A 13,329-nucleotide genomic window follows, 5' to 3' on the forward strand; every position below is an offset into this window, starting at 1 on the left:
GGCAATTAATTTTCTTGCTTCTTTATAGTAAAACATTTCAGTCTAGGGAAATTGATAGAAGAATGAAACGGTCGATACTTGGTTTAATCTATTTAATTCAAGGAATGCGCAATGCTGGCATTGATGTCGACTCACGTTTGGCTGATATAGGTATTAAAGTTGATGCTTTAGACCCGAGCTCTACAATTCATGATCGTCTTGAATGGGACATTCAACAAATAATTAGTAAAAATGTAGAGCCTGAAAAGGGTTTATTTATTGGACAGCATTATGCTTTAGCCGGTTACGGCCCATTGCTTATGCTACTTGTCACAAGTAATGATATTCAAACTGCTTTAAATAAGGGTATAAAATATCAGAAGCTTACGCATTTATTTGGTAGTTTAGCTTTATACGAAACTGATGAGCGGACGATTTTAAATTATTTGCCTGTTGATTTAAAAACGGAAATTGGGCAGTTGCGGGCACAATGTGAAGTCTCAGGAACTTATAAGTTTATTCAAGATATTTATACGATGATGGGATTACAAATGCCTGCGATGCGTATAGAACTTCCATTTGAAAAGCCTACTGATATCGATAGTTTGTCACGCTATTTTGCATATTATGGCGAAGATGTGCATTTTAATGGTAAATATGCGGCATTTAGCCTAAGTAAGGATGTACTTGAAATCAAGATTCCTTCTGCCGATATCATTACACATCGTATTTATGAATCAAAATGTATTGCAGAAATAACAAGATTAAATCAACAAGATCATCAAACTCCACATATCATACAATGTGTGCAAGATTATCTTGAACTGCAACAAGGAATTATCCCGAGCATGGCGGAAACGGCTTTTGCATTGAAAATGCCTGAAAGGACATTAAGGCATCAACTGCAACAGCTAAATACGAGTTATAAGCAAATTCGTGAACAAATTATCAAGAATAAGGCATTGAAGCTTATGGAATATAGGGAATACTCAATAGAAGTTGTTGCCGAATTACTCGGCTATTCTGAACCAGCGGCATTTAATCATGCATTTAAACGATGGTTTGGACAGAGTCCTCGACAATATGCAAAAGAGTCATCGTCGTAACTCTTGATGCTAAAAGCTAATGTGGTTGAACAAAATGTTCGCTATACTCTCATCAGTTAAAATTGAAATAAAACGATATGTTAAATTTAAAATCTTCTCATAGTACTGCATTCACACCTTCTTCCCCAGCAGAACGCTATGCTGAGGCTTTAGCTTCAGGTCAATTTATGGCAGATGAAGCGCAAGCACAGGCAGTGCAAGAATTAGATCGCGTATGGAAAGAACTTTTAAACCGTTATAAAGCCTCAAAAAAAGCTTTCCGTCGTTTTCGTCGCCAAACTTCACCTAAAGGTGTATATATGTGGGGCGGAGTAGGCCGTGGTAAAACTTGGCTTATGGATCAATTTTACGAGTCTGTGCCATTTCGTCGTAAAACGCGTATGCATTTTCATCATTTCATGCAACATGTTCATAAAGAACTAAATAAGCTTTCAGGCCAGCGTAATCCACTTGAAATCGTAGCTGACCAAATCTATAAAGATGCTGTCGTTATCTGTTTCGATGAGTTCTTTGTATCAAACGTAACAGATGCAATGATTTTGAGCGATTTATTCCAAAAATTGTTTGTACGTGGTGTAACATTAATTGCAACATCAAACATTGCACCAGATGGCTTATATAAAAACGGTATTCACCGTGATCGTTTCTTGCCAACCATCGAAATGGTTAAAAAGAACTGTGCTGTTTTAAATGTAGATGCAGGTGTGGACTATCGTTTGCGTGTACTAAAACAAGCTCAATTATTCAAATCGCCATTAACGAATGAAGCACAAAGCTGGATGGCTGAACGTTTTAGTGCATTAACTCATACACAAGCTCATTCTCAAGAGCCGATTGTGATTAATAATCGTGTTGTCGAGACTCTGGGGCATACAGAAGATGTGTTGTGGTGTGAGTTTTCTGAACTCTGCTTTAAACCACGTAGCCCAGCAGATTTCATTGAAATTGCAAATATTTATAATACGGTTCTAGTCAGTAATGTTCCTCATTTGACAGATTTCTTGTCAGAAGGTACTCGTCGCTTTATTTATCTAGTCGATGAATTCTACGATCGCGGAGTGAAATTACTTTTAACGTCTCAAGATAGTATTATTGATATCTATCAAGGTGAAAAATTAGCATTTGAAATTGAACGTACGCGCTCGCGTTTGCTAGAAATGCAATCTGATGAATATTTACATTCTGAACATCGTCATATTGATGCTACTAAAACTTCTTAAGAAAGTAGATATGAAAAGCGCTCTAAATTGGGCGCTTTTTTTACAACAAAAATTGATAAATTTAGTTAAATAGTGCTTTTTCACGCTGTAAAGTTTGATATAACTAAATACGCTTTAGAAAAACAAGATAGTGAAATTTTTTTGTCTGTTAACAAAAAGTCTAGTTTCGGTATCTTTAAATATTGAATAAATTGTTGGGAATCTTAGTTAGAATTTTAATATTTCCTATATAGAAAACTTTATCTTTGTCAATAGTTTTGCAAGGGAAAATGCTTACTATTTAGGAATGTGATATTAGTATTCAGCTTAATTTAAATCGGTATACTAGGATTCTCTTGGTATAAAAAGTAGCAACTTCAGGAAAGACAATGACTGCACGTATTCAAAAAGGCAAGTTAGCGATTGCTAAAGAACTTTACGATTTTATCGAAAATGAAGCTTTACCAGGTTCTGGTTTAGATAGTGAAACTTACTGGAAGAACTTTGAGCAAGTTGTTGTCGATCTTAGCCCAAAAAATAAAGCATTATTGGCTAAGCGTGATGAATTACAAGCAAAAATTGATGAATGGCACCGTAACAACAAATTTGAATTAGGTGCTTATAAAGCGTTCTTAACTGAAATTGGTTATTTATTACCAGAAGTTGAAGATTTTCAAATTACTACTGAAAACGTAGACGAAGAAATTGCGTTGTTGGCAGGACCACAGTTAGTTGTACCTGTACGTAATGCACGTTATTGCTTAAATGCAGCAAATGCTCGTTGGGGTTCTTTATATGATGCACTTTACGGCTTCGATGTAATTTCTGAAGAAGGTGGAGCTGAAAAGGGTAAAGGATATAATCCTGTTCGTGGTGCAAAAGTTATTGAGTTCGCTAAGAATTTCTTAAATGAAGTTTTCCCGCTTGCTCAAGGTTCACATGCAGATGCAACAAAATATGCAATTGAGCAAAATAAACTTGTTGTAACTTTGAAAGATGGTTCAAAAACAGGTTTAGCCCATGAAGCTCAGTTCGTTGGTTTCAACGGTGAAGAAGCAAATCCTTCAGAAGTTGTACTTTTAAGTAATGGTCTTCATGTCATTATCGAAATTGATCCAAATAGCCCAATTGGACAAACTGATTCAGCGGGTGTTAAAGATTTAACATTTGAAGCGGCAGTAACCACAATTCAAGATTTGGAAGACTCTGTTGCGGCTGTAGATGCAGAAGAAAAAGTTGAAGGTTACCGTAATTGGTTAGGTTTAATGAAGGGTACACTTCAAGAATCTATTGAAAAGAATGGTAAAACGATTGTTCGTGATCTAAATAAAGATCGCGAAATTAAAAACTTAATTGGTGGTACAACAAAACTTCATGGTCGTTCACTTATGTTACTTCGTAACGTAGGTCACTTAATGACTAACCCAGCTATTTTGGTAGACGGCGAAGAAATTTTTGAAGGTATTATGGATGCATTGGTAACTCCATTGTTATCAATTGCTGATATTCGTAGTACAAACGAAAATAAAAACTCTCGTAAAGGTTCTATGTATATTGTTAAACCAAAAATGCATGGTCCTGAAGAAGTTGCATTTGCTGTAGAGTTATTTGAGCGTGCTGAACAGGCGATTGGATTACCACCTAAATCGTTAAAAATCGGTATTATGGATGAAGAGCGCCGTACGTCTGTAAACTTGAAGAACTGTATTGCTGCTGCAAAAGACCGTACGATCTTTATTAATACTGGCTTTATGGACCGTACGGGTGACGAAATCCATACTTCTATGGAAGCTGCGCCAGTTGTTCGTAAAGAAGCGGTTAAAACACAAAAATGGATTGCTGCTTACGAAAACCGTAACGTTGCAATTGGTTTGAAATGTGGTTTACAAGGTAAAGCACAGATTGGTAAAGGTATGTGGCCAAAACCAGATAGCATGAAAGATATGTTAGCAACTAAAGCTGCTCATCCAAATGCTGGTGCTTCATGTGCTTGGGTTCCATCTCCAACTGGTGCGGTACTTCACGTCATGCATTACCATCAAGTGAATGTAAAAGCACGTCAAGATCAGTTAAAAGCTGAAGAAATGTTGTCATTAGATGACTTGTTAACCCCGCCGTTTGCACCAGAAACAAACTGGTCAGCAGAAGAGATCAACAATGAACTTGAAAATAACTGCCAAGGTATCTTAGGTTATGTTGTTCGTTGGGTTGACTTAGGTGTGGGTTGTTCGAAAGTTCCTGATATTAACAACGTGGGCTTAATGGAAGACCGTGCAACATTACGTATTTCTTCTCAACACGTTGCGAACTGGTTACGTCACGGTATTGTAACTCGTGAACAAGTTGAAGAAGTGCTTAAACGTATGGCAAAAATTGTTGATGAGCAAAATGCGAATGATCCATTGTATAAACCAATGGCAGCTAACTTTGAAACAAATATTGCTTTCCAAGCAGCTTCTGATCTTATCTTCAAAGGTTGTGAACAGCCTTCTGGTTACACTGAGCCGTTACTTCATGCTGCTCGTTTGAAGTTAAAAGGTTATACAGGTGATTAATTTCATCCTGTTTTGAAAAAGCCTCTTCGGAGGCTTTTTTATTTTCGGTATATTTTGTGCTTATGGAATATAGATTAATAGCTAAGAGGTTTTTAATTTGATTAGTCTAAAAGATCTTGATCGTGAGAATTGGATTCTATGCGCAAAATTATCATTAGATGATTCTCAAAAAGATTATGTTGCACCAAATGTATATTCTATTGCTGAGTCTAAAGTGGAAGCACATTATTGTCCAAGAGTGATTTTTTCGGATGATAAAGTCATTGGATTCTTAATGTATTGTGTCGAAGTTGATCCACCTGATGAGACATTATTTTGGTTGTTTCGTTTTATGATTGATGCAAATAATCAGGCTAAAGGTTGTGGTACCATTGCATTGCAAATAGCGATTGATGAAATGGCTGCAAAAGGAGCTAAGCGTATTCGAACAATGTATAAATCATCCAACTATGTGGCTGGAAAACTTTATAAAAAAAGGGTTTTCAAGAAACTGGAGAATATGATGAGTGTGGAGATATTATTTTAGAGTTGAATATTTCTAATTAAAAAAAACGCTAACTGAAGATTCAAGTTAGCGCAGGAGTTAATAGAATTAAATATATTGAAAAGCAATATTAGTTACTGCTCACAATTCCAATTTTAGTGACACCTAAACGTTGTGCTGTAGCCATGACCATCGCTACATTCTTATATTCAGCCATCTGGTCTGGTTTGAGTTTGATCTGGTCTTGATCTTTTTTAGCAACAACACCTTGAAATAAAGTCTCTAGTGCCTTTCGGTCAGAAACCTCTTGGTTATTCCAAAATACTTTGCCTACTGCATCAATTCTTACATCAATCACTTCAGGTGGTTTTTCATTTGTTGGTGGCGGTGTGCCATTTGGCAAATTAATATTAATCGCGTTGTTTGGTGCAGGTATGGTAATAATAAACATAATAATGAGTACCAGCATGACATCAATAAGAGGTGTCATGTTGACTTCCAACATCACATCGTCATCATTATTTGAACCGACATTCATACCCATAAAATTCTCCTTAAGTTAATTACGGGGAAGCTGGAGGGGTAGTAACAAAAGCAATTTTGCCAATACCAGCTTCTTTGGTCGTACTAATGACCTGATCTATCGCTTCAAAATGGGTAAGTTGATCACCCCGAATATGAACTTCTGGCTGAGGTCTTTTTTGTGCAACTGCTTGAAGTTTTGCCAGCAATATTTCTTTACTAGGCACATAACTTTCGTTCCAGAAAATATCGCCTTTCTTATTTACTGACAGTTGAATATTTTCAGGCGTGGTTGCATATGGAGTATTTTTTTCTTCTGGTAGTTTCACTGGAACCGTATGTGTGACTACCGGAATAGTAATAAGAAAAATAATAAGTAAAACCAACATGACATCAACCAGAGGTGTCGTGTTAATTGTGCCAATCATTTCGTCATCATCTTCAGAACCAACACTCATACCCATAATGTTCGCTCCTGATTATTTAATACTGCGATTAACTGAATTATTGGTATTAATTTCTCCACTTAATAAAACCGCATGTAAATCTGAACCAAATGAACGGACATTTTCCATAACTGCTTTATTTCGGCGAGTAAGCCAGTTGTAACCAAGTACAGCAGGTACTGCGACTGCAAGCCCAATCGCTGTCATAATGAGAGCTTCACCAACGGGCCCTGCAACTTTATCGATAGATGCTTGACCTGAGATACCGATGGCTGTTAATGCATGATAAATTCCCCAGACGGTACCAAAAAGACCAACAAATGGTGCGGTAGAACCTACTGTTGCTAAAAAGGCTAAACCACCACCTAAATGATTTTGTATTTTCTCAATTGCGCGTTGAATTGAAATGCTCACCCATGTATTAAAATCGATTCGTTCAAGTAAAGAACCGCCATGTGATTTAGTTGAATTAATACCTTTTTCTGCAATAAAGCGATAAGCGCTACTTTGTTCTAAACCTTCTGCAGCATTATCAAGGGAAGTCGCTTCCCAGAAATGTTTTTCAGCTTCTTTGCCTTGGCGTTTAACTTTACCTTGCTGCAATAGTTTAGAGATGATGATGTACCAAGTTCCAATCGACATGAGTACTAATATAAATAAGGTAGACTTAGCAACTAAATCACCTTCACGCCAAAGGGCTTCTAGGCCATAAGGGTTTTTAACAGTTTCACTCGTTGCTGGCTTTGGTGGTGGAGTAGGAGTTGCAGCATTTGAAGTTGTCTCAGCGGTTACTGTTGCAACTGGAGTATTAGTTTCTTCTGCGAAAACTGAGCTTAATGGAAGTAATGAGCAAGCTGTGATTAGACTTGCAGAAGCGAAACGAACTAAGGGTTGAGTTGATTTTTTCATCATATATCTCCAATATTTTTTAATTTCTTGCTAATTCAATTGTTTATTCAATTACAAATGGATATTCAATTTCATACCAATCTTGCTGAGGTACACCATCTTTCATTGCTGGTTTAAAAGTACATAAGCTATAAGCTTTAGTGGCCGCTTTATCTAAAATTTTGCTGCCACTCGATTTTTTTACTTTGGCATCAATAACCTTGCCGGAAGTATCAACTAAAACACGTATGCGCACCGTACCTTGTTCTTCATTCATAAGTGCTTCGCGTGGATATTCTGGTTTTTCACAGCCAGCTGAACCCTCTGAAACACCACGACTCACACCAGCTGGTTTTGGTGCCGGCGCAGCAGCCACTGGAGCAGGTGCAGCAACAGGGCTTGGAGATGGGGTACTAGGTGCCGCGGGAGCTGGGGTAGCCACTTTAGTTGGTTGAGTTACTGGAGTTGTTTTTTGTACAGGTATCACTTTTTCGACCTGTTTCACTGGCTCAGGAACCTTGGCAACTTTTTCTACCATTTTTGGTGGCTCAGGTGGTTTTTCCTTAGGTTTTGGCTCCTCCGGCTTTGGTGGAGGAGGTGGCTTAATATCCTGAATAATTTGTAATTCCACAGGTTTTTCTGCTGGTTTTTGAATATTGTTTGCTAAACCTGACATCAGAATATAGGCAACAAGAAGATGCAGAAAAAGCACTGCAGCAATACCAATTAAGCGTTTGGCAGATTTATTTTCTATGTCTGTAAAAGTCATGCCCATAGTTACTCCTGAAACTGTAGACAAACAATTTTTAAAATGACTGTTTGGCTAAGAGTGAGTATTTGTTCTGCAAACTAACCGTTGAGAGTTATATTTGCAGAACAACCATTTAGAACTTATATGTACCTCGTACAAAGTAAGTACGTCCTAAAGGATCGGCATAACGTGGGTCATATCCCATTTGGAAGTTGTCACCAACATTTGACGCAGGAGGGTCTTCATCAAAGATATTCTTAATGCCTGCTGTAACTTCTAGATTTTTAAAGCCTTTGTAGGTGCCTGAAATATTATAGGTTGTATAGTCGCTCACTTTGTGATTTCGATAGCCTGCCTTAACTGAAGAACTTGAATTTTGATCCTCATAACCGCGTGAAAAATTTTGTTGTAGGTTTAAAGCCCAATTCTCATAATTCCAATTTAGGTTTGCAGTATGTTTCCAGCGAAGAATAATAGCTTGGTAGTCTAGACCGCTATAAGTGCCTGCAACACTTTTCCATTCACCATTTTGCTCGGCTTGATATTTGTAATCCGTAATATATGTTCCATCGATATTGAAACCAAAACGACCTGTAGCAGTCATTGGAGAAACCCAACTTAAGCCCACATCGAAACCAGATGTTTTAATTCCACCTAAATTTTGTTGTGTTGTAATAATATAATCTAATGAACCATCAGGATTACGTACAAATTTGTCTGCATATTTCACAGGGTCATCAAAAATAGCAGTTTCTGAAAGCGTAGCAATTTGCTTGTCTACTTCAATATTGAAATAGTCGAGAGTCAAGGCTAAATTTTTAATTGGTTCAAATACTAAGCCAGCAGTAAAAGACTTTGACTCTTCCGGATCTAGAGTTTTATTCCCGCCATTTTGTCTATCAAATTGCATATTACAATCACGTTCTCTTACACCACCTGGTTTTAAGACATTACCTGGGCAGAGTACGGGATCATAATAGTATCCACCTGTATTGGTTACTGAGTTTGGTCCATTCACTTCCCAAAGTGTGGGAGCTCTGAAGCCCGTGCTATAAGTCGTACGGAACATTAATTGTTTAATAGGTTCCCAACGAAGTGCAAATTTTGGATTAAACGTATCGCCAAAATCGTTGTAGTCATCATAACGAGCAGCGATTTGAGCTTCTAAAGTTTTATGAAGAGGGATATGAAATTCGGTAAATACCGATTTAATATTACGATCGCCAGTATTTACTGGTTCATCAGGATCTACGCCTGTACTAGGTGCAACTCGGGCAACATCAGTAACGACTTTTGAGGTCCAATCTTCATAACGATAGCTTGCTCCAACTGCAAAAGCCACTTCTCCTGCTGGTAATTTAAATATAGGTCTACTTGCAGTGAAATCGACAGTAGTTGTATCTAGGTTAGCTTTTAAGTATTTACCTTCAACTCCTAACTCATTCCATACATTCGCATCTTCAGGGTTTTGCGGTCCGAATGGATTTAAAATACCATTGTTTAAAGCTTCTTGTGTTTTATCAAAATTTAAATATCCGCTTAGGACAGCATCTGATGCACTACTATGCGCATAAGTAACGCCGGAGTTAATGTCCCAACCATGAGTTTCACCCTCAATACCGGCAAATATTCTATGTGATTCGTTAATACTATTACTTACACGATTACCTGATTGTGAACGTAGATATAATGGGATAGGCCCCGTAGCACCAGCTAGAGGAGGAGTTATGCCATTTCCTGGATAATATTTACTACTAGGATCAAGCGTCAGATCAAAAAATACATCTGGTGCAACTGAAGTTGTAACCTCATTTCTTGCATATAAGTATTCTGCAATCGCATTAAAGTTATCGTTCAGTTTAAACGTAGCTCGGCCCATAGCTGAGATGTCTTCTGTCTTTGGAACAATTCCAATCACAGCTTGGCTGTTATATAGACAAGTTGTTCTCTCTTTACTCGGCTTAACAAGTGGATTGTCACCGCAACCTGTAGATGCATATGGGTTACTCAAGCCTGGAACATTGGCTGGGAATGAACCACTACTAGTTTTATCTATACCTAATTCAGGTAATATGCCTCCACGTCGACTAACTTTACGGTCTTTGGCCATGACATCATCGCCTTTGCGATAGTCCACAACACCAAAAATATTAAATCCATTTTCATCAAGATCACCGTAACCACCAAATACGCTTAGATCTTGTGTCTCACCTCCATTTTGCTCTGGTTGGGTCAAACCACCACTGATGTTTAAACCAGTGAATTGTTTTTTAGTAATGAAGTTAATTACCCCACCAATTGCATCAGTTCCATAAATGGAAGAAGCACCATCTCGTAAAACCTCAATACGGTCTAACATTGCGAGTGGAATAATATTTAAGTTTGTGACACCGCTATCATAAGCATTTGCAGCTAATCGACGACCATTAAGTAAAACAAGTGTTTTATTTGCCCCTAAAGCTCTAAGGTTCGCTGCTGAACCCACAGTCCTACTTGCGCCTACGTTACTTGCAGTCACAAAATTTGACTGGTTTGCGCTGATCTTTGCCAAAGCCTCTTCAGTTGTTGTTACCCCTTGTTTTAAGATTTCATCAACTTTCACCACGGTTATTGGCGACGCACTTTGTGCTGCAACTCCTTTGATTGAAGAACCTGTAACGGCAACTTTTACGACTTTTGTTGGTTTTTCATCAGTACTTGATTGTTCAGTTTCTGCTGCCTGTGCCAGGGTAAGACACATCATACTTAAACTAAGGGTGCTTAATTTAAGAATTGTTTTGCTGATCTTGGGGGTTGCCTGAGATCGAACATTGTATTTTTTTTTCATCGTGGATTTGATCCCTTTTTGTTGTCGTTAGCGATATTGCTGGAAAGTTTTTAAGCAAAGCAAGTGCCAACTATATATTTTTCTTTTTTTAGTTTATGCAAAATATTGATATATATTGATTTTATTATGGTTCAGCACGAAGGTTCATCTTTTATTAAACAAAAATAAATTTTCCGTTTGGAAAATTTTTGAACGCTGGCCAAAAGTTTCAAATTTTTTTGTATAAAAAATATACATTACTGGACTCTTCACATGCTTAATAAATAAAAATGTATCGTTTTAGAACCTTTTTACATGTAATGTTATAATATTTATTGCTATGTCTTTGAGTTATATTTTTATTATAAATCAATATATTGAATGGTGGTTGTGTGTGGGGGGAGCTTGATCTAATGTGGAACATAATTAATTTTTAATGTATTTTATTTGTGCATTTAAGGTATTAGATGATTAACATATGCAAATATAATATTTGGCAAAAAGTTACTTTTATTTGTATAGTTCAACCGTTTTTAAGTATCTAATAAAAATATGAATTTTTAATATTTTTAAATATTTTAATATGGATATTAATAAGTGGCATGAAATTCGCTTTATATTCAATAGTTACAAAACACTAGGTGTTTAAGTTTATTTTTCCATTTGATCAAATAAAAAGATGATAAAGGAAAGTGAATTTTAAATCCTAAATAGGCCTATCTGTTGAAAAAGAACTTTTCTTATGCAGATTTAGATGTTACTCAAAAGGATAATATCTTCTAAAAAACTAATTACGTGGGTATGAACTTGAAATTAAAATTTTTTAAGCTCGCCATTTTAAGTCTGGCTATTACATCAGTTCCTTGTGCTTACGCAATTACGCCAGCGCAACCAAACAAAATTTTGCATGTTGCCTATGAAGCCCCAGATGATGGCTTCGATATGGTCAAAACTACCAATTTCTATAGTGCTAATATTGCTGAAGCAATTTTTGAGCCTTTACTCAAATATGACTATCTGGCACGTCCATTACAGTTAGCTCCCTATACAGTAGAGAGCCTGCCCAAAGTGGAACAAGACGGTAAAGTTTATACATTTAAAATTAAGCCAGGTATCTATTTTACCAATGATCCCGCTTTTAAAGGTAAACGCCGTGAGTTAGTGGCTGAAGACTATGTTTATACAATTAAACGTATTCTAGATCCTAAAAATAGAGCGCCGTCTGTTTCATTTATTGATGGTAAGTTACTAGGTGCTGATGCGGTTGTAGCCCAAGCAAAGAAAACTGGGAAATTTGATTATGCTGCTCCAATCGCAGGAATTAAAGCGCTTGATCGATATACGCTACAATTTACTTTAACTCGCCAAGACTATAATTTTCCTTACATTCTTGCCTATATTACTTTTGGCGGAGTTGCTAAAGAGGTTGTCGATTATTACGGTGACCGTATTGGTATGCATCCTGTAGGTACTGGCCCTTACATGTTAAGTAAGTATGTACCAAGAAGTAAGGTCGAGTTGGTTGCTAATCCTGATTATCGTGGTTTCGTCTGGAACTTTAAGTCGACAGGAACACCTTGGGATAACCAGCTTGTTAAGGAAATGTCTGGAAAGAAAATGCCACAAATTGGAAAGGTGGTGGTCAGTATTATTGAAGAACAACAGTCAAGATGGTTAGCTTTTCAGTCGGGTCAATTAGATTTTGACAAACTTACAGCAGATGCTGTTCCTCAAGCTTTAGATGGAAATCAGCTTAAAGCTTCTTTTAAGAAGAGAGGAATTAAACACTTCCCATATAAGGAACCTGAAATTACCTATACGATGATGAACATGCGTGATCCGGTAATTGGTGGTTTTAGCCCAGAAAAGATCGCTCTTCGTAGAGCAATTACTTTGTCGTATAACCAAAAAGAAAGTATAAAACAGGCTTATAAAGGGCAAGCTGTTCGGGCTGAAATGTTTATACCTGAAGGTGTGAATGGCTATAATCCGAAATATAAAAGTAGCGTAGGATATAACCCGCTGCTAGCAAATAAATTACTTGATTATTATGGTTATAAAAAAGGTGCTGATGGTTATAGAACCCAGCCAAACGGGAAACCTTTGATTTTAAAAATCAATACAGAAAATAGCTCGGCCTCAGTTATTCACTCTGAACTCTGGAAAAAGAATCTGGATGCAATTGGCATTCGAGTTGACTTTAAGGTAAGTAATTTTGCAGATAACTTAAAAGCCGCAACTCAATGTAAATATATGATTTGGAGTGGGGCATGGATTGCTGACTATCCTGAAGGAGATAATTTTGCACAGTTGCTTTATGGACCAAATGCTGGGCAGGGGAACCATGCTTGTTATCAATCCAAAACGTATGATGCCCTTTATACTCAGGCCATTCATTTACCACCGCAACAACGCCTGCCATATTATGAAAAACTTAATCGCCAGATTGAAGCTGATAATCCATGGATCGTTCATCTAACCCGTATTCGTAACTGGTTAGTACGACCACAAGTTCAGGGTTTTAAACCCCATCCTATGATGAATACAAACTGGCAATATCTTGATATTACTCCTATTAAAAAATAATTTTAGA

General features: G+C 37.1%; 9 protein-coding genes and 2 pseudogenes. 5 read left to right on the plus strand and 6 right to left on the minus strand.

The window, feature by feature from the left end; genetic code table 11:
- The first annotated feature begins 62 nt into the window (after nucleotides 1-62).
- The 4 genes and pseudogenes from ACXM0J_RS07865 to ACXM0J_RS07880 all read left to right on the plus strand — a co-directional run bounded on the left by ACXM0J_RS07865 (nucleotide 63) and on the right by ACXM0J_RS07880 (nucleotide 5,385).
- Nucleotides 63-1,085 carry an AraC family transcriptional regulator gene (locus tag ACXM0J_RS07865; protein WP_213034374.1) on the plus strand — a complete coding sequence of 341 codons (1,023 nt, stop codon included), beginning with the start codon at nucleotides 63-65 and terminating at the stop codon, nucleotides 1,083-1,085.
- Between the two features lie 77 nt (nucleotides 1,086-1,162).
- Nucleotides 1,163-2,305 (plus strand): cell division protein ZapE, encoded by a 1,143-nt coding sequence (gene zapE / locus ACXM0J_RS07870; RefSeq protein ID WP_002117902.1) that lies wholly within the window; start codon nucleotides 1,163-1,165, stop codon nucleotides 2,303-2,305.
- Nucleotides 2,306-2,673: 368 nt separating this feature from the next.
- Nucleotides 2,674-4,839 carry a malate synthase G gene (locus ACXM0J_RS07875; RefSeq protein WP_086264569.1) on the plus strand — a complete coding sequence of 722 codons (2,166 nt, stop codon included), beginning with the start codon at nucleotides 2,674-2,676 and terminating at the stop codon, nucleotides 4,837-4,839.
- Between the two features lie 97 nt (nucleotides 4,840-4,936).
- A pseudogene (locus tag ACXM0J_RS07880) lies at nucleotides 4,937-5,385 on the plus strand (GNAT family N-acetyltransferase).
- 68 nt (nucleotides 5,386-5,453) lie between these two features.
- Here the strand turns inward: ACXM0J_RS07880 and ACXM0J_RS07885 are convergent.
- The 6 genes and pseudogenes from ACXM0J_RS07885 to ACXM0J_RS07910 all read right to left on the minus strand — a co-directional run.
- Entirely contained in the window at nucleotides 5,454-5,867 is a 414-nt protein-coding gene (locus ACXM0J_RS07885; protein WP_002117898.1) for an ExbD/TolR family protein, read from the minus strand.
- Between the two features lie 19 nt (nucleotides 5,868-5,886).
- Entirely contained in the window at nucleotides 5,887-6,309 is a 423-nt protein-coding gene (locus ACXM0J_RS07890) for an ExbD/TolR family protein (RefSeq protein ID WP_002118000.1), read from the minus strand.
- A 15-nt stretch (nucleotides 6,310-6,324) separates the two neighbouring features.
- Nucleotides 6,325-7,203: a MotA/TolQ/ExbB proton channel family protein gene (locus ACXM0J_RS07895; protein WP_086264570.1), complete on the minus strand. Its 879-nt coding sequence runs from the start codon at nucleotides 7,201-7,203 to the stop codon at nucleotides 6,325-6,327.
- A gap of 40 nt (nucleotides 7,204-7,243) precedes the next feature.
- Nucleotides 7,244-7,954: an energy transducer TonB gene (locus tag ACXM0J_RS07900; RefSeq protein WP_086264571.1), complete on the minus strand. Its 711-nt coding sequence runs from the start codon at nucleotides 7,952-7,954 to the stop codon at nucleotides 7,244-7,246.
- Nucleotides 7,955-8,063: 109 nt separating this feature from the next.
- Complete coding sequence (locus ACXM0J_RS07905) at nucleotides 8,064-10,757, minus strand: TonB-dependent receptor (protein WP_213034375.1); 2,694 nt, start codon at nucleotides 10,755-10,757, stop codon at nucleotides 8,064-8,066.
- A 520-nt stretch (nucleotides 10,758-11,277) separates the two neighbouring features.
- Nucleotides 11,278-11,370: pseudogene (locus ACXM0J_RS07910) on the minus strand (hypothetical protein); the annotation flags it as partial.
- A gap of 161 nt (nucleotides 11,371-11,531) precedes the next feature.
- Between ACXM0J_RS07910 and ACXM0J_RS07915 the strand changes: the two are divergent.
- Nucleotides 11,532-13,322, plus strand: a complete 1,791-nt coding sequence (locus ACXM0J_RS07915; protein ID WP_086264572.1) for an ABC transporter substrate-binding protein — start codon at nucleotides 11,532-11,534, stop codon at nucleotides 13,320-13,322.
- Nucleotides 13,323-13,329: the final 7 nt, after the last annotated feature.

Source organism: Acinetobacter sp. GRABPA_MV_2 (assembly GCF_056725885.1).